The sequence below is a fragment of the Nakamurella antarctica genome (assembly GCF_003860405.1).
Taxonomy (GTDB): Bacteria; Actinomycetota; Actinomycetes; order Mycobacteriales; family Nakamurellaceae; genus Nakamurella; species Nakamurella antarctica.
This window is the reverse complement of sequence record NZ_CP034170.1, coordinates 2773581-2796456: the sequence shown is the minus strand read 5'-3', so window position 1 is coordinate 2796456 and position 22876 is coordinate 2773581. Positions and strand designations below refer to the sequence as shown.

Annotated in this window: 18 protein-coding genes and 1 pseudogene; 16 read left to right on the top strand and 3 right to left on the bottom strand. The window is 60.6% G+C overall.

Going from position 1 to position 22876, the window contains the following annotated elements:
- The first annotated feature begins 18 nt into the window (after nucleotides 1-18).
- The 7 genes and pseudogenes from EH165_RS16565 to EH165_RS12530 all read left to right on the top strand — a co-directional run bounded on the left by EH165_RS16565 (nucleotide 19) and on the right by EH165_RS12530 (nucleotide 7806).
- A pseudogene (locus EH165_RS16565) lies at nucleotides 19-1316 on the top strand (substrate-binding domain-containing protein).
- Between the two features lie 76 nt (nucleotides 1317-1392).
- Nucleotides 1393-2166 carry an ATP-binding cassette domain-containing protein gene (locus EH165_RS12555; protein WP_124799749.1) on the top strand — a complete coding sequence of 258 codons (774 nt, stop codon included), beginning with the start codon at nucleotides 1393-1395 and terminating at the stop codon, nucleotides 2164-2166.
- A complete protein-coding gene (locus EH165_RS12550) occupies nucleotides 2166-3449 on the top strand; it encodes a sugar ABC transporter permease (RefSeq protein ID WP_206425948.1) in 1284 nt (427 codons plus the stop codon). The genes EH165_RS12555 and EH165_RS12550 overlap by 1 nt, the downstream gene beginning before the upstream one ends.
- 159 nt (nucleotides 3450-3608) lie before the next feature.
- Entirely contained in the window at nucleotides 3609-4742 is a 1134-nt protein-coding gene (locus EH165_RS12545; protein WP_124799747.1) for a mandelate racemase/muconate lactonizing enzyme family protein, read from the top strand.
- Between the two features lie 42 nt (nucleotides 4743-4784).
- Entirely contained in the window at nucleotides 4785-5660 is an 876-nt protein-coding gene (locus tag EH165_RS12540) for an SMP-30/gluconolactonase/LRE family protein (RefSeq protein ID WP_124799746.1), read from the top strand.
- 122 nt (nucleotides 5661-5782) lie between these two features.
- The gene (locus EH165_RS12535; protein ID WP_124799745.1) at nucleotides 5783-6712 is read left to right on the top strand and encodes a fumarylacetoacetate hydrolase family protein; all 930 of its coding nucleotides are present in this window, start codon (nucleotides 5783-5785) and stop codon (nucleotides 6710-6712) included.
- Between the two features lie 128 nt (nucleotides 6713-6840).
- On the top strand, nucleotides 6841-7806 hold the full coding sequence (locus EH165_RS12530; protein WP_206425947.1) for a DMT family transporter: 966 nt from the start codon (nucleotides 6841-6843) through the stop codon (nucleotides 7804-7806).
- On the opposite strand, the gene EH165_RS12525 is transcribed toward EH165_RS12530, so the two are convergent.
- Complete coding sequence (locus tag EH165_RS12525) at nucleotides 7771-8829, bottom strand: ABC transporter permease subunit (protein ID WP_124799744.1); 1059 nt, start codon at nucleotides 8827-8829, stop codon at nucleotides 7771-7773. The two genes, EH165_RS12530 and EH165_RS12525, sit on opposite strands and share 36 nt — an antisense overlap.
- Nucleotides 8826-9668: an ABC transporter ATP-binding protein gene (locus tag EH165_RS12520; RefSeq protein WP_239020791.1), complete on the bottom strand. Its 843-nt coding sequence runs from the start codon at nucleotides 9666-9668 to the stop codon at nucleotides 8826-8828. Before EH165_RS12520 ends, EH165_RS12525 begins: the two co-directional genes overlap by 4 nt.
- 342 nt (nucleotides 9669-10010) lie before the next feature.
- On the opposite strand from EH165_RS12520, the gene EH165_RS12515 reads away from it, so the two are divergent.
- The 4 genes from EH165_RS12515 (at nucleotide 10011) to EH165_RS12500 (ending at nucleotide 18850) form a co-directional block, all read left to right on the top strand.
- Nucleotides 10011-11198: an acyl-CoA dehydrogenase family protein gene (locus EH165_RS12515; protein WP_124799743.1), complete on the top strand. Its 1188-nt coding sequence runs from the start codon at nucleotides 10011-10013 to the stop codon at nucleotides 11196-11198.
- A gap of 201 nt (nucleotides 11199-11399) precedes the next feature.
- The gene (locus EH165_RS12510; protein ID WP_124799742.1) at nucleotides 11400-12902 is read left to right on the top strand and encodes an Ig-like domain-containing protein; all 1503 of its coding nucleotides are present in this window, start codon (nucleotides 11400-11402) and stop codon (nucleotides 12900-12902) included.
- Between the two features lie 78 nt (nucleotides 12903-12980).
- Nucleotides 12981-17291: an FtsK/SpoIIIE domain-containing protein gene (locus EH165_RS12505; RefSeq protein ID WP_124799741.1), complete on the top strand. Its 4311-nt coding sequence runs from the start codon at nucleotides 12981-12983 to the stop codon at nucleotides 17289-17291.
- Nucleotides 17288-18850 carry a protein kinase domain-containing protein gene (locus EH165_RS12500; RefSeq protein WP_164479218.1) on the top strand — a complete coding sequence of 521 codons (1563 nt, stop codon included), beginning with the start codon at nucleotides 17288-17290 and terminating at the stop codon, nucleotides 18848-18850. The genes EH165_RS12505 and EH165_RS12500 overlap by 4 nt, the downstream gene beginning before the upstream one ends.
- Before the next feature lie 10 nt (nucleotides 18851-18860).
- Here the strand turns inward: EH165_RS12500 and EH165_RS12495 are convergent, their stop codons facing one another.
- A complete protein-coding gene (locus EH165_RS12495) occupies nucleotides 18861-19175 on the bottom strand; it encodes a hypothetical protein (protein WP_124799739.1) in 315 nt (104 codons plus the stop codon).
- Between EH165_RS12495 and EH165_RS12490 the strand changes: the two genes are divergently transcribed.
- From EH165_RS12490 to EH165_RS12470, 5 genes are all read left to right on the top strand, one after another.
- Nucleotides 19165-19836, top strand: a complete 672-nt coding sequence (locus EH165_RS12490; RefSeq protein ID WP_124799738.1) for a hypothetical protein — start codon at nucleotides 19165-19167, stop codon at nucleotides 19834-19836. The two genes, EH165_RS12495 and EH165_RS12490, sit on opposite strands and share 11 nt — an antisense overlap.
- A 104-nt stretch (nucleotides 19837-19940) precedes the next feature.
- Nucleotides 19941-20234 (top strand): WXG100 family type VII secretion target, encoded by a 294-nt coding sequence (locus EH165_RS12485; protein ID WP_124799737.1) that lies wholly within the window; start codon nucleotides 19941-19943, stop codon nucleotides 20232-20234.
- 110 nt (nucleotides 20235-20344) lie between these two features.
- Nucleotides 20345-20665 carry a hypothetical protein gene (locus tag EH165_RS12480; RefSeq protein ID WP_124799736.1) on the top strand — a complete coding sequence of 107 codons (321 nt, stop codon included), beginning with the start codon at nucleotides 20345-20347 and terminating at the stop codon, nucleotides 20663-20665.
- 2 nt (nucleotides 20666-20667) lie between these two features.
- On the top strand, nucleotides 20668-21282 hold the full coding sequence (locus EH165_RS12475) for a hypothetical protein (protein ID WP_124799735.1): 615 nt from the start codon (nucleotides 20668-20670) through the stop codon (nucleotides 21280-21282).
- Nucleotides 21283-21301: 19 nt separating this feature from the next.
- Nucleotides 21302-22864: a GH-E family nuclease gene (locus EH165_RS12470; RefSeq protein WP_124799734.1), complete on the top strand. Its 1563-nt coding sequence runs from the start codon at nucleotides 21302-21304 to the stop codon at nucleotides 22862-22864.
- The last annotated feature ends 12 nt before the right edge of the window (nucleotides 22865-22876 follow it).

Sequence of the window (22876 nt, the reverse complement as noted above, 5' to 3'; positions counted from 1 at the left end):
GCGTCGATCCTAGCCAGCATGAACTCTCCCGCCGACTTTCCGTCAGCTCCCCACTTCAACACGCACACGGACGCTTCAAAAATAGTTTGTGTTCGCCATTGCGAACGCCGTTCCGATTGTGGAACACTATCGAAACCCAAGGCCGGTTGTCGAGTGCTTACCCGAAGACAGCCGAGCGAATTCCGGTTTGCTGCTCAGCCAGATCCACTCGCGGACCTGGAACCGATCAAGAGGAGAACGCGAATGAAGATCAGGACACACACACGTTTGATCACCACGGTGGCTGCCGTTGGCGGCGTAGCCGCACTCCTGGCGGGCTGCAGCAGCACCAGCACCACCGCCACTTCCGGCGGCGAGGCACCGAAGGGCACCGCGTGCGTCATCCTCCCGGACAGCTCTTCCACCCCACAGTGGGAAATGACCTTCCGCCCGGAGCTCACCAAGGGTTTCACCGCTGCGGGTTACAAAGTCGATATCCAAAATGCCAACGGCGACACCAACAAGTTCGCCACCATCGGCGACCAGCAGTTGGCGAGCGGCTGCGGGTTGATGATCCTTGTAGACCTCGAAGGCGCTGGTGTAGGGGTTATGAACAAGGCCAAAGCACAGGGAATTCCGGTGATGGCGCTTGACCGACCCATCACTGGCGCTGACATTTATGTTGCCTACAACAACTTCAAGATTGGCCAAATCCAAGGCCAAGCAATTGTCGACGGGCTCAAGGCGCTGGGCAAAGATCCGGCTGCGGCCCAGGTAATCTTCGTCGGCGGCGACCCCACGGATGGCAACGCCAAGACATTCCACGACGGCGCAGTCGACATCATGGCGAAAGTGGGGATCAAGCCTGCCGCCGAACACGCGGAACGTGGGACGGGCCAACAGCAACAACAGAATTCGAGCAGGCCTACTCAAGCCTCAACGGCAACGTCGACGCAGTCTGGGCGGCGAACGACACCAACGCAGCCGGCGTCATCACCATTTTGACGAAGAACAATAAGGTTCTGCCGGTATCGGGGCAGGACGCCACCGACGCTGGTCTGCAGAACGTTCTCCTCGGGAAGCAGATCGTCACCGTCAACACCGCGGGCGAGGCCGAACCGAAAGCTGCGGTCAAAGCTGGTATCGAAATGATGACCGGCGTGAAGTCCGAGGCCAACGACAAGCTGGATGACGGCACCCCTTACATCAAGGTCGATCCTCAGGTCATTACCGCAGAAACAGTGAAAGACCTTGTGGCATCAGGCCAAATTACCGTGGATCGCCTTTGCACCACTGCGGAATTGAAGACGGCGTGCACCAAGTTCGGCGTCAGCTGACCCAGTAGCCACCCGCGTGCCGCGACGCGCACCGGGTGCTCTCGGTAGGCATATTGAGGATCCACAAGGAGAGAGCATGAACAGTTCGGAACCAATAGCACCCACGATCGAACTGATGCGAGTGACGAAGTCATTCGGCGCGGTGGACGTCCTCAAGGGTATTAACTTCACCGCCTACGCCGGGCAGGTCACCGCATTGGTCGGGGACAACGGCGCGGGTAAGTCGACGCTGATCAAGGGAATGGCGGGGAGCCAGCCATATGACGGTGGGGAGACTCGATTTGAGGGACGGAAAGTAGACCTCTTTTCGCCGGCGAACGCCAGTGAGCTGGGAATTGAGGTTGTCTACCAAGACTTGGCTCTGTGCGACAACCTCGACATCACCCAAAACATGTTTCTGGGTCGCGAAATGGTGGACGGGGCTTTCCTCGACGACCTGACCATGCAAAGCCGTGCGGCGGCCACCCTGGATTCCCTTGGCGTCAGCACCGTGAAGTCGGTCAAACAGCTGGTAGCCAGCCTCTCCGGCGGCCAGCGCCAGACAGTTGCTATCGCCCGGTCGGTGCTGTGGAAGAACAAGTTGGTGGTTCTCGATGAGCCAACAGCAGCTCTCGGTGTCGCCCAAACCCGACAGGTGTTGGCGTTAGTCCGCGAACTCGCTGCCACCGGCGTCGCTGTGGTGTTGGTGAGCCACAACATGCAAGAAGTTCTCAGCGTGGCCGATGTCGTCCACGTGATGTATCTCGGCGAGATGTCCGCTGTTCTGGACGCCAAAAAGACCGACATCGAAGAGGTCGTCGGCCACATCACCGGTATTGGCGCAAAAGCTGCAGTGCGAGAAGGCCTCTAATGGACACGAAGAAAGTCACAACAGCTATGAAAACTGACCTGGAGAGCAACAGCCTTGAGGCCCGGGTGCGCCGAGGTCACAGCCAGACGGTGGCTGAGGAAATGCGCGCCTACATCGCCGGTCTGCGTGGCGGCAATATGGGCTCGATGCCAGCCGTTGCGGGGCTTGTGTTGCTGGTTGTCTTGTTCAGCATTATTGAGCCGATCTTCTTCACCACGCTCAATTTCGCGAACCTCCTTCAGCAATCAGCCCCTTTGATTGTGCTGGCAATGGGTCTCGTCTTCGTCCTGTTGCTCGGGGAGATTGACCTGTCCGCTGGCGTCACTTCTGGCCTCACCAGCGCACTCCTCGTCATTGCGATGACGAAAGCTGGATTTAGCTGGTGGCTTGCGAGCCTGGTAGCAATTGCTGCTGGCGTCCTCATCGGTCTGGGGATCGGTGTGCTTGTTGCCAAAGTGGGGATTCCGTCGTTCATCGTCACCCTGGCCGCATTCCTGGCCTTCCAGGGATTGCAGCTCTTGGTGATCGGCCAGGGCGGGCTTTACAGCGTGACGTCGCCCGTCATTCTCAGCTTCGAAAATGGCAATGTGCCACCGACCATCGGCTGGGTGCTCGTTGCGGTCGCAGTGGCGGCCACATTCGGTCTGCAGCTGAACAAGCGCCGTCGGCGGGTGGCCCTCGGGCACGCGAACCAGCCCTTCTCCGCAGTGGTACTCCGGGTCGGGGTGCTTGCCCTGGCTCTCGTCGTGGGCGTGTTTCTCCTCAACCAGGAGCGCAGCAGAAATCCGCTGTTCAGCGTGCGCGGAGTGCCCGTGGTCGTCCTCATCGTCGCGGTGGTCTTCCTGCTGGGGGTCACACTTTTGCAGCGGACCAAGTTCGGACTCCATATATATGCGGTGGGCGGCAACGACGAGGCGTCGCGTCGGGCCGGTATCTCGGTATCGAATTTGCGCGTCACAGTTTTCATCATCGGTGCCGGATTAGCTGCGGTTTCAGGGATTCTGACTGCCAGCAGGATCGGCACGGTCGACGCGTCCGCGGGACGAACCATTGTGCTCAACGGAATTGCAGCTGCGGTGGTCGGTGGTGTCAGTCTGTTCGGTGGGCGCGGCAAGCTCAAGGACGCCATCATCGGCGGTCTCGTCATCGCCGTCATCGATAACGGACTCGGACTGCTCGGACTGCCATCCGGCCTCAACCTCGCCATCACCGGTTCGGTTTTGTTGATGGCTGCCACCGCAGACGCGTTGTCGCGCAAGCAGAACAAAGTCCGCCTGAGGTGAGCGGCAGTAGTTAGCCGCGATGCATGTGAGGCCACCGATAATTCTGGGCGGCCCGGATATCGAGAATAGCTAATCCACCTAACACCCCCGAGCTGGGGCAAAGCTGCCAGCCGGGAATAGGGAGCTCAGCCGAGCGACCCCAAAAATCAAGGAGACGTAGTGAAGATTAGAGAGATTCGCGCAGCTGGGCTCCGGGGTTCGACCCCGGAAGGCGGGTGGAGCGATGAGATCCAGCCAGACGACGTCGTCCACACGCTCATCGCCGTCCACACCGATGAGGGCGTGATCGGTCTGGGCAGTGTATTTACGAGCGAAAACCTCGTTCTGGCCGCGCTTGAGGTGCTTCGTCCCCTGTGTATCGGCGAATCAGCGATCGAACCCGAGCGGGTGTCCGAAAGGCTACATCGCGGGACGTTCTGGATGGGCCGGGGCGGCGCCATTACCCACGCGATCAGCGGGATCGACATCGCGCTGTGGGACATTCTCGGGCAGGTGACCGGGCAGCCAGTGGGCCGACTTTTGGGCGGCTGCTGGCGAGAGGAAGTACGCCCTTACGCGTCATTGCTGATGGACCGACCGGGCGCGATGGCCGAAACCCTGCTAGCCGCCAAGGCTCGGGGGTTCACCGCGTTCAAGATCGGCTGGGGTCCGTTTGGCCGCGAGAGCAATGCGCTCGACGAGCAGATCGTCGCGGACGCGCGTGGCGCCATCGGTCCCTACTGCCTTCTGATGGTGGACGCCGGCGGTAGCGACGGCAAATGGAGGCAGGGGCTCAAGTGGGCGCTTCGCACAGCGGAGATGCTGGTCGACCATGACGTGTTGTGGTTCGAAGAAGCGCTGCAGCCGGATGCGCTTGAAGACTTCGTCGCGCTCCGAGCGCGTTCCTCGATCAAGATCTCCGGCGGTGAGGTACTCACTCGCCGGCAGAGTTTCGCCCCCTGGATCGAAGCCGGAGCCTTCGACATCATCCAGCCCGACGTCACCAAGGTGGGCGGCCTGAGCGAAGAGCGGCGGATCGGCTGGGCAGCTGAGGACCGCGGCATCCAGATGATCCCGCATGGGTGGAACACCGCGGTCGGGCTCGCTGCCGACTTGCATCTGGCGGCGGCGCTGCCCAACACCGACTTGGTCGAGTACATCTCCGGTTCCGCCTACATCGACGATCTGGTGACCGACCCGTGGAAGCTCGACGAGAACGGAATGCTCAAGATTCCGACCACCCCGGGGCTCGGCATCACCCTGGACCCGGAGGCTCTCGAGAAGTACACGGGTAGTCGCGATCTGATCGCCTAAAAACACGTTCACCCTAAGGACATTTCACTAGCAAGGGGCTCCATGACGAACGACCTGCGATGCGTGATCGCCGGCATCGACCTGCTGGGCGAGAGCCCGGTGTGGTCGGTAGCGGATCAGACCCTTTACTGGGTCGACATTGTCGGTCGAGTGGCACGTTCGTTGTCCCCTTCCACCGGACGGCGCAGCGACTGGAGCATGCCGAGCACTATCGGCGCTCTGGCACTGCGCCGCTCCGGTGGGGCTCTTGTCGCTCTGCGGAGCGGTTTCACCATCTTGGACTTCGAGACCGGTGACCTCGCTGCCATCCATGATCCCGAGGCGGAGCTGCCGGAGAACTTGTTCAACGACGGGGCATGCGACCGAGCGGGGAGGTTCTGGGCGGGCACAGTGCACCAGGATGAAACCGACCCGCTCGGCTCGCTGTATCGCCTCGGCACCGACTTGCACTGCACGCGAATGCTTTCGGGCCTGATCCTTGCGAACGGCATCGGCTGGAGCCCCGATAACTCGACCATGTATTTTATCGACTCGGGGCAACGCCGCGTCTTCGCCTTCGAGTACGACCTCGAACGTGGCGAGATGGGGGAGCAGCGTGTGTTCGCCGAAATTGCCGAGCGTGACGGGTTTCCCGATGGACTGACCGTGGACTCCGAAGGCAACGTGTGGGTTGCGCTGTGGGATGGCTGGGCGATCCGCAAATACTCGCCGAACGGTGTGCTGGCCAAGGAGATCTCGGTGCCCGTGCCCCGACCCACGAGTTGCGCTTTCGGCGGGCCGGATCTCACCACCCTCTACATCACGTCCGCGCGCGACGGGCTGACACCGCAGGAGTTGACGCAAGCTCCGCTCTCCGGGTCGCTGTTCTCTCTCCAGACCTCGGTGCGCGGGATCCCCGAGCCAACATTTGGTGGGTGACGCTGCGCCCCGCCGATGTCAACGGCATCACCACGTCACACCCTGAATTCAGACCCCAGCAACACACTGTGAGCAGTAGCCCACGAACGCACACACCTCACCCGATCCGAAAGTGAATACACATGCTGATCACGCGCTATCTTGACCGCGGTGGCAAACCCGCAGTCGGCCTCCACCGTGAGGAGGGCCTGCGCCCCCTCGTCGGCGTCGCATCTATCGGCCAGTTGCTCCGGATGTCTGCAGCAGACATCCGCTCGGTGTGCACGCAGCCTGCCGTCAGCCCGGTGCTGGAGCCTGATTTCACGCTCCTGCCCCCGATCGACTCGCTGATGGAGGTATGGGCAGCGGGAGTCACCTACCGGCGCTCTCGCGAGGCGCGGGTGCTGGAAAGCGATCAATCGGCGGACGTCTACGAGCGTGTGTATGACGCAGAGCGCCCCGAGTTGTTCTTCAAATCGGTCGCGTGGCGGGTGACCGGGCACGGAGAGACCGTTTCTGTGCGACAGGACTCCGCAATAAACGTCCCGGAGCCAGAGTTAGCCCTGGTGCTCAATAGTCGCGGCGAGATCGTGGGCTACACCGTCTGTAACGACGTCAGCTCACGGTCCATTGAGGGGCTGAACCCGCTCTATCTGCCGCAGGCGAAGGTCTACCTGGGTGCCTGCGCGGTCGGCCCGGCAATTCGGCCCGCATGGGAAGTCAACGACCCGTATCGGCTGGGTATCCACATCCGCATTGAGCGCGCTGGGCAGACGGTCTGGGAGGATAGGGCCAACACAAGCGGACTCCACCGCAAGCTCGGCGATCTTGCCCAATACTTGGGACGGGAAGACTATTTTCCGGACGGTGTGATTCTTTCTACCGGAACCAGCCTTGTCCCGGAGCTTCCATTTACGCTGGAGCCTCACGACCTTGTTCGCATCGAAATCGACGAGGTGGGCGTGCTTGAGAGTCGGGTCGTGGGGGGACGCCAGCACATGCGGTGGCTTCAGGAGTCTTTGCTCGACCCAGCCGTTCGGGACTGTGTCCCCGAGGCTCTACTGGGGAGCTGATAGGCGTCGACCTAGACTGTCTCGGTGATCGTCAGTGCAGTAGCCGGACAAGTCCTGAACGCTGATTTCCGCTGGTTATGGGGCCGTGTACCCGCGCGAAACGGGCCTATGGCCTCGAAGTCAACCCAATGACCAGCTCAGTGAGTCCGGATGACGACCGGCGCAGCTCCCGGATGGCTTTCGTCGCCGTCGGGGTAACCGTCGTGCTCTGGGCGTCGGCCTTTGTTGGTATCCGCGCGGTGGCAACAAGTTTCGGCCCCGGGCCGCTCACGCTGGGGCGGCTGTTGGTGGGCTGTACCGCGCTGGGGGTGGTGGTTGCCGTCAAACGCGGGCCGTGGCCAGCGCGCCGAGACCTGCTTTTCATCATCGGCTACGGCGTGCTGTGGTTCGCCGGGTACAACCTTGCGCTTAACGCCGCCGAGCAACACCTGGACGCCGGCACCACCGCGCTCCTGGTCAACATCGGCCCCATCTTGATCGCTATCTTGGCCGGCATTTTCTTGCACGAGGGGTTCCCGAGGCCACTGTTGATCGGGTCGGCCGTGGCGTTGGTGGGGGCCGCGCTGGTCGCATTCGGGTCGACGGCGGATAGGACCACCGACGTCAACGGAGCGTTTCTGGCTGTCTTGGCTGCTGTCTTCTATGCCGCCGGCGTCACGGTGCAAAAGCCGGTGTTGAAGCGGGTTAACGCGTTGCAAGCAACGTTTTTGGGGTGCAGTGTCGGCGCGATCGTGACGCTGCCGTTCGCGCCCGCGCTGTGGACCGCAGTGTCGGAGGCGCCCACGTCAGCGGTCCTAGGGCTGGTGTACTTGGGCGTGTTTCCCACTGCGATCGCCTTCACCACGTGGGCCTACGCGCTGAGCCGGATGCCGGCCGGCCGATTGGGCGCGACCACGTACCTCACGCCCATCATCGCGACCCTCCTCGCGTGGGCCTTCCTCGGCGAAGTTCCAGCTGCGCTGGCATTTGTCGGCGGCAGCATCTGTCTCGTGGGGGTGGCAATCACCAGAATGCGGCGACGCATCCCAGCGGCGATGCCGCGACTAGGTGATGTCCGCCTAGGTGATGTCGCGGCGCCGGAACAGAATGGCTGACACTGCGGTGACCACCACGGCGTAGGCCAAGAGGACGAAGCCTCCCTGTTGGTTGGTGAACGTGAGCGTTTCGCGCACCATGCCGCCGTATTGGGAGCTGTAGACCAGCTTTCCGGGATATTCGAAACCGCCCGGGGTAATCCATGCCAGCGCCGCGCTGGTGAGTTGGTAGGGGATGAGTGAAGGGTTCAGCCAGGCAAGTATTGGCTCCGCGATGATGTATACGACGGCGACGCCCAGGGTGGCGGCGGTGTTCCGCATTAAGTTGGCCAACCCGAATCCGAGCAATCCGGCGGGAATGACGAACAGCGCCGCCCGTAGCTGCAGACCGAAAAGGTCTGACCAGAATTCGGGCCTGGGTGGGTCCATCTGCGCGATCGGCATCCCCTTGGTGGCCAGCAGGACCTTGCCGGTAAAGAAGCAGATCACCTGAGCCAGCACGGCCAACACGAGCAGGACCCCGAGCAGCGCAATAATCTTTGCGCCCAGCAGCCGGAGCCTGCGCGGTTCCCAGAACAACCACGCCACGAGGTTTTTGCTCGACCACTCGGCTCCGATAAAGGTTGCGCCCAGTAGCAGCCCCAGCATGGCGACGCCTACTCCAGCCCCGACCGCCAAGTTTTCAAAGTCGCGCCCGGTGAAGGGAGTGACATCGAGAAACCATTCGGCTTCCATCGGGTAGGTGGCCGGGTCTGATCCACAAAACTGTTCTGGCGTCGAGTTGTCCGGAATCGTGGTGTCAGCGAGGCACTGCTGGTAAAACTGCTGATTTTGCGCCATGTTGGCGTCCCGAACTACCGTCGCCCGCGCCATCGCTTCGGGGGTCACTGCCTCGTACTTGGTGAAGGCGAACAGCGTCCCGGCAACGTAGGCAAGGACCCCCACTCCGACCAAGATCAGGAAGAAACGCCTGGCTAGCAACCGCCGTAGCTCCACCCGCACGAGGCGGGGGAAGGTGGGGGCCAGGACGGGCTCCGCCGCAGGCTCTAGCGAGTGCCGCCCCGGTGCGTCGATTCTCGTCATACCGTTGTCCCTCCTGTGATGCTGTGGGCGCCAGCCTGCGGCGAGTCAACGTCGCCGGTGATGGATAGGAAGACGCTCTCCAGGTCCGTCCCGATCGGTGTCAGCTCCGTCAAATACAGCCCCACATCGGTGAGCACTTTCGTCACGCGTGCCGGGTCGTCCACGCCAGTCACTTGCCACTGCCCGGCTTCCCCGGTGACGGTAAAGCCGTTGCGCTGCAACGCATCCCGGCCAACGTCATCGGGGTCCGCGACTCGCACCCGGTATTCGCCGTGGACGCCCGAGGCGAGGAGTTCGGCTACCGATCCGGTGGCTATCACCTGGCCGCGGGACATGATCGCGACCCGATCGCACACCTGCTGCACTTCGGAAAGTTGGTGGGAGGACAGCAATACCGTGCACCCGGAGGAACCCAGCCGGGTGATGAGTTCCCGCACCTCGCGGATACCGGCGGCGTCCAGGCCATTGCCGGGCTCGTCAAGAATCAGCAGTTCGGGGCTCTTCAGCAACGCCGCGGCGATACCCAGCCGTTGCTTCATCCCGAGGGAGTAGCCCTTGACTTTGTCGTCGGCGCGCCCGGTCAGGTCCACCAGTTCGAGCATTTCATCAACCTTGGTGTTGCCGATCCCGCTGGCCTGGGCCAACATCGAAAGATTCTGTCGCCCAGTGAATGTCGGGAAGAACAGCGGTGTTTCGACCAACGAACCGACCCGGCCGATCACCGCGGGCAGGTCGTCCGGGACGCTGTGCCCGAGGAGTCTCATCGACCCGCTATCGGCTCGGGCCAAGCCCAGCAGCAGCCGGATGGTCGTGGTCTTCCCGGATCCGTTGGGCCCCAGGAAGCCGAATACGCCGCCGGCTTGGACCTCTAGGTCCAGCCCCCGAACGGCGTGCTGCGGGGCTTGCGCCAGCGCCGATAGGTCTTGTTGGCGCCACTGATTTCGACGACGTTCATTTTCGGGCCCTCCCCCTTGAGCAAATCTGAACCGTAGTACCTCGCGGGGTTCGACCGCAGTTCTCAGAACCTTGCCACACGGATGGATGCTTCCTGAGGCTGGGCCGGTCCATCAAGATCCCGTCATCCTCGCTGTGGACAAGGTACCCAAGGCCATCGGAGCATAGTTGCGGGCATGATGATCGCCATTGACGCTTTCAGTGCCGGTACCAAGAAAAGAGATGACATGAGCGGCTCCCGCGACGCAACGCCAGACCCCGCCGACTTGGCGGGTATCGACGATCTTCTCAGCGTCCAAGAGCGGGAAGTCCGCGCCAGCGTGCGCGCGCTCTGTGAGAAGAAGATCGACCCGTATGTGGCCGATTGGTTCGAGAAGGGTGAGATTCGAGACATCCGCGCCTTGGCGAAGGATCTGGGTGCGCTGGGTTTATTCGGTATGCATCTGAGCGGCTATGGCTGTGCGGGGATGTCTGCGGTGGATTACGGGTTGGCGTGTCTGGAGTTGGAGGCGAGCGACTCCGGGATTCGTTCGCTGGTTTCTGTTCAAGGTTCGCTGGCGATGTTCGCGATCTGGCGCTTCGGAACTGAAGAACACAAACAACAGTGGCTGCCGCGGATGGCCAGCGGAGATGCCATCGGGTGTTTCGGTTTGACGGAGCCCGATGCTGGCTCCGACCCGGCAGCGATGACAACTCGTGCACGCCGCGACGGCAGCGATTGGATAATCGATGGCCGAAAGATGTGGATTACCAACGGTTCCATCGCCGACGTGGCGGTGGTCTGGGCCCACACAGGCGACGGCATTCGCGGTTTCGTGGTGCCCACGGACACCCTCGGGTTCAGTGCTCCGCTGATCAAGCACAAGATGTCCCTTCGCGCCTCGGTCACCAGCGAGTTGGTGTTGGACGGCGTGCGGGTCCCCGCGGGTGCGATGTTCCCCGAGGTGCGGGGTTTGCGCGGCCCGCTGTCGTGCCTGAACGAGGCGCGGTACGGGATTGTGTGGGGTTCGTTGGGGGCGGCGCGGTCGTCGCTCGAGACAGCTCGTCGTTATTCGCTGGCGCGGGAACAGTTCGGTAAGCCGATCGCGGCGTTCCAGCTCACCCAGCAGAAGTTGGCCGATATGACGCTTGAGCTCATTAAGGGTCAACTTCTTGCCCTGCACTTGGGTCGGCGCAAAGACGGCGGCACCCTGCGGCCTGATCAAGTGAGTCTCGGCAAACTCAATAACGTCCGTGAGTCCCTCGAAATCTGCCGCACCGCAAGGACAATCCTGGGCGCCAGCGGAATCAGCCTGGAGTACCCGGTGATTCGGCATATGAACAACCTCGAGTCGGTGCTGACGTATGAGGGCACGGTGGAGATGCACACGCTGGTTGTTGGGCAGGCGATCACGGGGCTGTCGGCTTTTCGCTAACTCGGTCGGTGGTGCGGTTGCCGCACGGGAGGGCACCTGCAGGTTGCCACACCTTTCTTTTGGACAGGGACGAAAGGGCCGGGAGGGTGTAAGAGTAGGAGAAAGTGGCATGCGTTACTAGGCCATTTGGCTGTAATGATTTCGGACGGCAGTTATGCTTTTGGAGATTTACTGGGGCGGGACCTGAGGGAGTGTTGAACGATGCGTGCTGATCGGATGTGGGTGGCAGCGGCCATCATTCTCGTTGCATCAGGCATGGCGGGAGGGGGAACAGCGCTCGCTGCCGATGCGGCCTCACTAGTCTTACCGTTCGGTAAGACGGTCACCAAATCACTCTCAGCAATCGGTGCCCCGGGCGCAGTGATTCAAGCGTGTCCAGCAGGCAGCCCACAGCCCGGCCTTTTCACAATCGGGTGCCAAGCAGGTAGCGACTCGGTTGCCGTGAGCAGCATCAGCTACAACCCGGATGTGAAATCTGCGCCGTTTGATATCACTGTTCTGCAGGCGGATGGTGTAACCCCGATGCAGCTAACGGTCACAGTGCAGATGACGCCTCCGGACGCTCCGACCGCAGACTCCTTCGACTTCGGGTTCCCGGTCAGCCAAGGCACCGTAACACTGTTCCCTGCTAGTACGTTTGCCAGCCACATTCAGTGCGTTGGCTGCGCTGGGGCGACACCGCTATTTTCCGCAGGCGCGGTCTCTCCGGCGGCCGCCGGGGTGTGGGGAGCGCCCAGCGATCTCGGCAACGGAGTGCTTCAATTTGGTCCGTCACCGGATTACACGGGATCGGTCAGCCTGAGTTACACGGTTTCGGACCCGTACGGAAATAGTTCTCAACGAGCCACCATCCGTGTGGAGGTGGTTGCCGCTGCATCGTCGGCGCCTATTGTGCAACCTGATATTTTCATCACGACCGGCGCAGCACCGGTAAAAGGCAACCTGCTGGCCAACGATTCTGATCCCCAAGGGCTAAAGCTCGAATTAGTGAGTTGTGACGCTCCGAAAAATGGGACCGTGCAGTGCAAGAGCGACGGGACTATGGTCTACACAGCCGCCGCAGGCTTCTCCGGTACTGACCAGTTTGGTTATCACGTCGTGAACAGCAAGGGCGACCAAGCAAACGGGGTGGTGCAGGTCGCGATTGCAAAGGATGGAGCGGTCGTCACTAGCACCGCGACAGCAACGGTTAGTGGACCTGCAACGACTGTAGTTGGCCCTGGAACGACAGTAACTGGACCTGCAACAACGGTGAGTGGTCTGTCAACAACGGTCAGCGGCCCAGCGACGACAGTAAGTGGTCCGGCTACCACGGTTCAAGGGGCACCAGTGACGTCAACTGTGTCGACTTCGACCACCATCACGGTTCAGAACGAACAGGTGGCAGTCCCAAGTATCGCGAAACTGGGAAGCCCGATTCTTGCCCCACCGCCTCTCAACGGAATGTTTCACGCAATGAACGACGCGCTCGCGGCTGTAGCGCGTGAGTCTCGTTCAGTTGAAAATGCCAGCGGTTCACTGTCAGGCTCGTCCAACACAGCAGACGGCGCCCAAGCAGCAGAGGGCCTCTCCGGTGACTTGGCATACACAGGCGTGCCCATCCAACCATCAGTGCTGTGGGCGCTCGGCCTGCTTGTCAGTGGGTGCGTGTTCCTTATCGCAGTTCGGCAGCGACGATCGGGAAGTCACCGAGCGCACCGGTGACGACGACTATATTGACCGTCGGTGAGACCCTCCACTGCGAGGTGACTTCGTCTGTCTTGACGGAAGTAGGGTAGTCGAATGCGGTTACAGCTGACCTTATTTGACGGTGCGGACTGGAACGACGTAGTAGTCGAAGCCGACCCTCTGCTTGCCGTGAGTGAATTGGCTTCTGCGTTGGGGATGGCGCTCGCAGACGTGGCCCCGGGGTCTCAAGCTGATGATGAGGCCGGGGTAGCGGGGCCAGTGAGCGGCCTACGATTGCCTCGACGCGCACTCTCAGCGAAGCAATCAGGGTGGCAACTGCAGGTAGTTGGCGGTCCGTTTGCTGGCACAGTTATGGAGCTGTGTGAGCCAGTTTCCGTGGGACGCAACATTTCGGCAGACTTGCAGTTGCCTGACCCGGGCGTGAGTCGAACTTTGACGACGTTTTCAGTCGAGGGTAACAGCGGTCGGGTCAACCCTGGGATCGGCGTTTTTCAAAACGGCAAGCTCATCACCGAAGAATGTGAGCTGACCGAATTCGACAAGGTGGAGATCGGTCGTTCTGTGTTTCAGGTTGGCCGACCGCCCACGGCTGACGCCGACATTAAGCCAGATGATTCTGGCGGTTTGGCATTCAACCGTACGACGCGAATCCGCGGACAGCAGGCGGCGCACTCCGTTCTGATGGCTGGCGCCCCACCCGAGCCACAGGAAAAGGCCCCCATGCCGTGGGCGATGGCGGCGGCGCCGTTAGTGATGGGTGGAGTCTCGGCTGTTGTCCTGCACAATCCCATGGCTTTACTGTTTGGGTTTTTGTCACCGGTTGCGGTCGTTCTTAATTCGGTCGTTCAACGGCGCCTTGCCACTCGCAGGGGTAAGAGGGCGCTCGAACGTTGGGAACTAACGCGAGACAATGCTGCGACAAAACTGGCTGAGGTCGCTTTGACGGAGCGTCAGCGCACTTGGCGCGATTTGCCCGACGTCGCATTGGTCATTCAGATTGCAAGCGGACCTACTGCTCGCCTGTGGGAGCGCCGGCTCACTGACCCAGATGGTCTTTTGATCCGTGTAGGTGTTGCTGCTGTAGAGCTCCCCGTGGCGTTGGATGGCCTCGAACGGGGCAGCTCGTACAAGCCCATGGCTTCGCCGTTGCCCGTTGGAATCAACTTGCGGAGTGCTGGCGTGTTTGGTGTCGCGGCCCCGGCAGCGACAGCCCGATCGATCGGACGTTGGGCGCTGTTGCAGTTAGCGGTCCTTCGTAGTCCACGAGATCTGCAAATCAAAGTGATCTGCGATGAAGCGCAGGCGGACGACTGGCAGTGGGTCCGGTGGTTGCCTCATGCGGCCGGTGAGGTCGCCAATGCCCCGGTGGCACTTATTGGCAACACCCCGGATAGTAGGTCCGACCGACTCGCTGAACTGCTGAGCGAGATCGACTCACGCAAGAACGGCCTGTCCAGCCGTGGTGGAGCCAGCGTCCTCTTTAGCCGCGAAGTGGTGGTTCTTATTGATGGCGCCAGGCGCTATCGCACCCTTCCGGGCATGGTTCAGGTTCTTAGTGAAGGCCCAGCGGTCGGCGTGTATGTCATCGCATTGGACGAAGAACGGGCTCGGCTTCCAGAGGAAGCCAATGCCGAACTCTCCGCTGACCCGGCCGATGTAGGAGTCGCCCGGCTCGAAGTTGCAGGTGAGCTTCCGATCGCTGGGGTCCTGCTTGAGGGTGTTGATCCGACATCGGCCGAGAACGCCAGCCGCTGTATGACCCCATTGCGTCATGTTGGCGGGGACGGAGATGTGGGGGCCCTGCCAAGTTCAGTCCGCTTCGTTGATTTGTTGGACATCGACTTCGATGACCCTGGTCGGCTCGCTGCCCAATGGAGCCTTTCTGGTCGCACGACGAGGGCGACTATCGGGGTGGGCGTTGACGGGGCGCTCTCTCTGGACCTAAAACTTGACGGACCCCACGCATTGGTTTCGGGAACGACAGGGGCAGGTAAATCGGAGTTCTTACAAACATGGGTGGCGGGTTTAGCACTGGCCAATCGGCCGGACGCTTTGAACTTTGTGCTGGTCGATTACAAGGGTGCGTCAGCGTTCGCGGACTGTGCACGCCTGCCGCACACGGTCGGGATGGTCACTAATTTAGACAATCGTGAGACTGAACGGGCTCTGATCTCACTCGATGCCGAGCTGAAGCGGCGGGAACAGGCACTGAAGGACATCGGCGTCCCAGACGTCGATGGTGCTTGGGACCGGGACTCAGCCGCAGCCGCTAGCCGAGGCTTGGCCAGACTCGTTATTGTCATTGACGAATTTGCTGAGCTCGTCCATGAGCTGCCGAACTTCGTCAAAGGGCTGGTCCGAATCGCGCGAGTTGGTCGTTCACTGGGCGTCCATCTGATTTTGGCAACACAGCGCCCGGCTGGCGTGATCACCGCCGAAATGCAATCGAATGTCAGTTTGCGGGTAGCGCTTCGGATGGCGGACAAGGAAAACTCCACCGAAGTATTGGGCGCTGCTGATGCTGCATTCATCTCTCCTTCGACACCAGGGCGCGGCTACGCCAAAAAGGGGGGAAACATTTCCTTGGCATCGTTCCAAACAGCCCGAGTTGCTGGTCGTCGTCGCGGAGCCCATGTCGAAGTCGTTCAACCTCCGGTTGTGAGACGCGTGGGCTGGCACGAGCTCGGGATGCCCGTGACCTTCGAGCGCCCTTCGGCAGCTTCGGATTCGAAGGCGGAAACCGACCTGCAAGGTGTTGTTGACCTTATTGGCTTGGCATGTGAACAACTGAAAATCAGGCGGAATCCAAGCCCATGGCTTCCGGCCCTACCGACGTTATTAACCGTTCGGCAAATAGCAGCAAGCGAGGCTCTGGGCGTGGTAGGGGAGCTACCTGCGGGCGTAATTATGGGGCTGCTTGATGTCCCCGCTGAGCAGGCGCAAAGAGCTTTGCGTTTTGACGTTGAAGCCGGGTCGCACCTGCTGATCGCTGGTTCACCGCGATCTGGGCGCACGGTCGTGCTGCGAACAGTTGCAGTGGGACTCGCGCAGTCGTACTCTCCTCGGGATTTGCATCTGTACGTCATCGACTTTGGCGGTGGACTCATGCCACTCGATGGGTTTCCCCACACTGGCGCAGTGGTGGCTGGAACTGAAATCGATCGAGTCGATCGTTTACTCAAGAAGCTTCATGCTCAGGTCGGTCAGCGGCAGCAGACCCTACGCCGCGGCGGTTTCAGCGACATTAATGAACAACGCGCAGTCGCAGCGGTTGGCCAAGCTCTGCCGTATCTCGTGCTGCTGATTGACAAGTGGGAGGGGCTCGTTTCCAGTAGTACGAGCGACATGCTGATGGAAAGGCGCGACCTCGTGAGCAAGCTGTTGCGTGAGGGGGCGAGCGTCGGCGTTCGCGTAATTGTGACGGGCGACCGGAGTCTGCTGAATGACCGGATGGCTGCGTTGATCGAAAATAAATATGTGCTGCGACTCGCAGATCGAGAGGATTACCGAGCGGTCAACATCAAGCCGTCAGCTCTTCCGGAAACTATCCCTGTGGGCCGAGCCTACTTCGGCGACCCCGTCAGCGAGGTGCAATTCGCTTCTATGAGCGATGACCTGACAGGGCCTGGACAGACAGCCGCTGTTCGAGCAGCCGTGGCTGCGGTCGCACAAGCTGGAGATCTTGCCGAAGTCGCGGGAAAGCCCTTCCGGTTGGACGTGCTGCCGGACGAAATTTCGGTGGAAGAAGCGGAATCTTTACCGATCGCTTATGGACCTGCCGATGGGTTTGTTGTCGGGGTGGGAGGCGATGAACTTTCGCAGTACCGGGCTAGTTTCGCCGATACCCCAAGTTTTTTCGTGGCGGGGATGCGGCAATCCGGCCGGAGTACGGGCTTAGCTTCGATCGGGTCCTGTCTACGTGCTGCTGGGTGGCCGATGGTGGTTATCGCAGTCAAGGAGTCTCCGCTTACAAGATGGGCGAAGGGAGCCGGCATTACGGTCCTCACCGATTTGTCCGCGGTGTCCGGCAGCAGTATCGGCGCGATGGCTGGCGAGCACGCCGATCGGTTCGTGGCGCTCGTCGACGACGCTGAGATGGTGCACGGCACTGAAGTCGATGCGGCCCTGATAGAGCTCATCAAAGGGCGCCATCTGGGATCGTTTGGCTTGGTCGTAGCGGCAGTGGCAGAGGATCTGGGAAGCATGCTGCGCGGGATTGCTGTAGAGGCCAAACGGCACAAGCGTGGGGTAATTCTCTCGCCAGCCAATACGCTGGTGGCGGACTTGATTGGTGGTGTTGTTCCGCGAAACCAGATCGGAAGGCAGGCCCCCGGCCGCGCGTACCTCCAAGAGGGGGCTGGGTTGGTTTTGGCGCAGATGGCTCTCCCGCGGAGTGCGACGTGACGGACTTCAGCGTCAGTTACCCGGATGTGGTGGTTGAAAAGCTTATAGCGGCTGCAGTGCCGACCGCTCAAGGAGCTGTGCTGTTGGGCAAGTCGAATCGCGGATCTGTCTTCGCCGTTACCCGAGACGATCAGACGTCTGTGGTAGTCAAGTGTGGATTTGCTCAATTCATCGACCAGGAAGTCGCTGCCCATCAGCGACTAACGGGACTTCCGGGTGTGGTGAGGTTGGTCAGCCATGGCAGTTACTCAGACGTGAAGTATTTGGTTCGGGACTATCAGCCGCAGACTCTGTTGGACCGACTGAATGAGCGTCCGGTCAGACTTGACGAGCTTTTTTCGCTCTTTGCTCCGATCGTAGAAGTGATGGAAACGTTGCATGGAGTCGGGTGGGCGTTCGTTGACCTGAAGCCGGCGAATCTTGTGGTGAACGACGCCTGCCTGCAGGTTGCTGATCTTGGTGACGTGGGCCGTCTTGGTGAGGTTTCGGCTCGGGCGACGGCGGGTTTTACCGCTCCGGAGATCCATCAGGGTGGCCTCATCACCGTTGCCACAGACACCTATAGCCTCGCGGCAACCATCGTGACGACTTTGATAGGTAATACCGAATGGATGGCGAGCACGTTAGACGAGGACTTACTAGCCGCTCATCCCCAGTTGAAAACCGAGTTGTTGGCGGCGCTGTCCCCGCCAATGTTGGGTCGCCGTATCTCGCCCCGCCACCTCCTCGATGCATTCCCAAACCCGGCTGGGGAACAACAAGAGCCAGATACAGAGACCCGGCTGCCACCTCATCCCTCATCGGTGCCCCTCGATCGGCCCGAAACAGGCAGTACTGACGCGTTAGTCGTTATTGATGGACCCCCTGAGGCGCCTGCACGAGCGCCGAGTGCTCAACGACCCCGTCCCGGCAGTCACGTGCAAATGGCCGCGGGGGCGTCAACGAGGTCGGAGCCGACACCGGACCTAAGCGCGATTTCCCCTTGGGGCTTGATAGCACTGGATGCCCCTACATTGGACCGCCCTCCACTTTTGCCTCCGCTGGCACCTGAGCCGGAGCAGGTCACGAAGCATCGATCCCTGTGGCGGTCGCCGGTACTCATCTCTTCAGTCGCTGCGGGTGCTGCTATGGCAGTTCTGGCATTCGTGTTGCTCGCCCGCTCTGGCGACTCAGGTGTGGACGAAGCTGCTCCTTCGGCTAACTCTGCGAGCGTCGGCCCCTCGCAGAGTTCGAGTGCTCAAGTTGCCGAACAGCTCAGCGCCTTGAGAATCACTCCGGGCAACGGGAACACGCAATTGTCTTGGGATGGACCAGACCTCCCTTACACACTGATCTTGCTGTCCGTGGAGTCGGGGCCAAAGGATGCAACGCTGTACGTGCGGGGACGACTGGCATTTGTTCCCAGTAGCGTTACCAGCGCGGACGCCTGTTTCTTGGTGCGTCCAGCCACAACACCTGTCACAGCTCCCATTCCTCAGAACACTGCGGAGATTAGTGCGGCTGGCGGGTCTGTTGCTTGCTCAGGCGCGGCCACATTCGAAGCCATCCGACTGTCATGAAAGAAAGCCATCACACAATGTCGTTCAAAAATATCACTTTGAAGAAGACAGGCACCGCAGTGTGCCTACTTGTCATCGCGGCTTCGATCAGCGCGTGCACCGGTGCTGAAGTCGCGCCGGTGACCATCACCGCGACCGAATCAACAGCGGCTACTAACAGCGCTTCGGGAGCTGAGGTGCCTTCGGCGAGCGCGCTGCCCATCGCTACAGTCGCTTCGACGAGCGATGAACCCAGCAATGGCATCGAGCTCAAAGATGGCCCCGCCGTGATGGCTGCGGCGTTTGACGCAGCAGCTGCAGCCAAGTCAGTCCATGTGAGCGGCACATATACAGCTTCTATCGAGGCGTTCGCCCGCACGCTGGGCAGTTCGGAAGATTCAGTGGCTTCGAGTGTTTCCGGTTCCGTAACGACCCCCTCGGCCCTTGTTTCAGCAGTCACAGACCCGCCGCAGGTGGTCCCCCTCAATTCCATTAGCATCGACAGCCGCGGGACCGACGATTCCTACGTTGCGGAACTGATAATCGGCAACCTTTCTGCGTCGGTGGTGCGAAAGGGTGAAGACGTCTACCTCAAGGCGAACGACGAATTTGCTCAACGATTACTTTTACCCCGGATGGTCACATCTTGGCTGCATCTCAAAGTGAGTGATCAACGCGCGAAAGACTTCATAACTTTGACCAGTCCGGTTGGACTTATCGGCTTGGTCCTGAAAAACCCCGATCCGTCAGTGGCCTACACAACCGGCTCGATAACAACGGTTTCGGAAGGGACTGGCGTTCAGGTGCTTCTTACCGAGAACAACTTGTTGGTGGGTACAGCGGTCGTGGCTTCTCGGGGTGTTCCCTGGCCTCTCCGTGTTCGGATTGCAGACTCGACGGGCTCGGTGGATTTCACGATGAAGGATTGGAACGTAGAAGTAGTCCCGCCGAAAATAGACTCCACATTTAATGTCACTGAGGGGCAGCCTGCTCCCGCCACCGGCTGATCGAAATAGGTTTGTTCGACACCTTTGGCCTACACATTTTATGGTGCTACTGTTCGTTTAACTCGACTGGGCTATCCGGCGAGACATATTGGGAGGGCATTCGTATGAGCATGATTAAGGTGACGTCTACCGAGCTTGACGCGGTTTCCACGCAGCTCACAGCCACGTCCGGGGATATCTCCACGCAGCTTTCCAGCGCGAGGGGACACGTCGACGGTTTGGTGAACGAGGGTTGGGCGGGCGCCGCATCATTGTCTTTCAAAGAGCTCTACGAAGAGTGGAACAGGTCGGCAGACCAGTTGAAGGTTGCGTTAGACGGTATTGCTGCTCAACTGAAGGCGGCTGCCAAGGCCTACCAGGACACTGAGGATTCGTTGGCGTCGCAGCTTCGCGGTTGATCCTTGCAGGCTGGGATCTTCTCTTAACTCGAATGGCGTCCGGCCTGTCGGTAAAGCATGCCGACAGGCCGGCCTTTCTCAATTAGTACAAGTGATTACAGGGGGTGGCGATGGCTGAATTCTTTGCGGATTTGGGCGCGCTAGATGTGCTTGCTGGCCAGTTGTCTTTGGTTCAGGCGCAGTTGGGCGATGCTGAGACTGGGTTTTCCAGTTTCACGGAGGCGTTGGGTTCTTCGGCGGTAGCTGACTCCCTGATGAGTTTTTGCTCGGGTTGGGAAGATGGCCGGAAGACGATGGTGGAGGAGATCGGCTCCCTCTACGGGGCAATCGTTGGTGTGAAGGAGGACTATGCGAACACTGAGGCGCAGCTGGAGGCGGCTTGGTCTCAGGGGTCTGTGACAACTGCGGATAGGCCTGGGGGAGAGGTCTAGTGGTGGCGCAGGGTGTTGAGTTTAGTTTGCGTCTGCCGCCGGATTGGTTTGTCCTTGATATGAAGTCGGATCGGGTGCCTGCTCAGGTGCAGCGTTTAGTAGATGAAGCTGTGCTTCGCGACCCCGGGGTCGCTGCGCATCGTGGGCGGGTGGAGTCGCAGGTTCGGTCGGCCATGCGCCGCGCGAGAGCAGCGAATCTCTCTTTTTGTGCGGTTCTTTCGACGTGGGTGGATGATGTCCTGCCGTTAGCTGCGTCGTTGACCGCGTCTGTGCAGTCGGTCCGTGGGTCGGAGCGCGAGGTGCTCGCTGAGCATCTACAACGTCGTAAGGGAGCGTTGGTGGAGACAGTGGAGCATCGTGTCGGGCCGGTGGTGCGTTCGTCGTTTGTCGATGTGATTGCTGATCCGGCGTTGGGTGGGGCTGCGGCGAAGTCTGCCGTGTGGCAGTACTTTTTTGCTGTTCCAGAGCGTGGAGGGCTGGTGGTAGTGACGGCGGCTTCGCCTGTGTTGGAGTTGCGGGAGCAGTTTGGGTCGTTGTTCGATGCGATTGTTGAGTCGTTTCGTTTCGGTGTGGCAGGTTCTGATCGGGTGGGGGTGTGGGGTGAGCTGGTCTGTTGATGATCCTGGTGCTGGGGATATGAATAGCGTGCATTGGTTGGGTACGCAGTTGCAGGATTTGGGTGCTGATGCGTCGGCTGCTGCTGTTCTTTTGCAGAAGTTGTCCGATGGTGCGTCTGACGCTGTGTGGCGTGGGGATTCGGCGGATGCTTTTCGTGCGCGGATTTTGGAGTTGCCGGTGCATTTGGATCAGTTGGGGTCTTCGTATCAGGTTGCGGGGGATGGGTTTGTAACTTATGCCGCTGTGGTGGCCGATATTGCTGTGCGTGCGGAGGGGTTTCGGGCGGCTGGTGCGTCGGCTGACAGAGACAAGTCGCGTGCTGTTTCGGCGCAGGGGGCGTGGGTTGATCCTGTGGTTGCGGTGAATGCTGCTGTGGTTGCGAATGCGGCGGCTGGGGGTGTTTTGGTGGCGCCGGTTCCTGTTGTTGCTGGGGTGAATCCGCATGATGAGGCTGTGCGGGTGGCTGCGGCGAGGTTGCAGGCGGCGACGGACAGTCTTCATGAGTTGGGGGGTGAGCGTAGGTCTGCTGATGATCGGGTGCAGGGGTCGTTGGAGGCTGCTCATCAGGTGGGGATGCAGAACAGGTCGGCGTGGTCCCATTTTTGGGAGGATTTGTCGAGTGTTTTGGCGGTGATCACGATTGTTTTGTTGGTAGTTGCTGTGGTGGTGTTGTTTGTGGTGGCTGGTCCTGCGGCGTGGGCGGCGGCGGGGGCTGCTTCTGGTTTTGTTGCTTCTGCGGCGGCTGGGGCTGCGGCGGCGGGGGCGGCGATGGCTGGTGTGGGGACTGCGATGACGGTGGTGGGGGCTGCTGCGTTGGGGGTGCATTCGGTGCAGGCGGTGCGGGGTGAGGCGTCGTGGGCGGATGTGGGTGTGGAGGCTTTGTGGCAGTTGGGTCCTGGGGTGGCGTTGAAGGGGTTGAAGTATTTTGGTGATGCTGCGAGGGGTTTGAAGGCTGGTGCTGCGGCGGAGGACGCTGCGGCTGGTATCAAGAATGTGAAGAACGCTGTTCCGACACCGGCCGGGCCAATGAAGCCGCCTACTGCTCCAAAACCGAGCTCGACGTCTGGGCCGAAGCCGACGAATGCCCCGAAGCCGCCCGCAGGTCCGAATCCACCGAGCAGCCCAAATCCTCCCGCGGCTCCGAAGCCGAATGTGGACTCTCCTGCCGCTCCGAATCCCAAAACGCCTAGGATCAAGCAAACATATGAAGCGGTCAGGAACCGCGTGACACTGCGGGTCCAAACAGAACGAGACATCTACGCGAACGCTCGCAGAAATTCTGACGGCGACTTCATTTGTGCGAGTTCGAACGACATCATTCCGGCCCAAGTCAATGCGAAAGGGGAGCGGATTCGGTTCGATCCTAAGACTGGTAAGCCAGACCCCAATGGGATAACCTTTCCTCAGAAGGGGAAGTTTGACTTCGGACATAGACCAGATCACGAATGGCGGAAATATCAGGACGAAGCCGCTGCTGGCGGCTATGATAGAGCGAGAGTGATTGAGGACCAGAATAACCCCGAAATATATCAGCTCGAGACGCCGTCGTCGAATCGATCGCACGCGGGCGAGACGCCCTAGTCATGTCGGCAG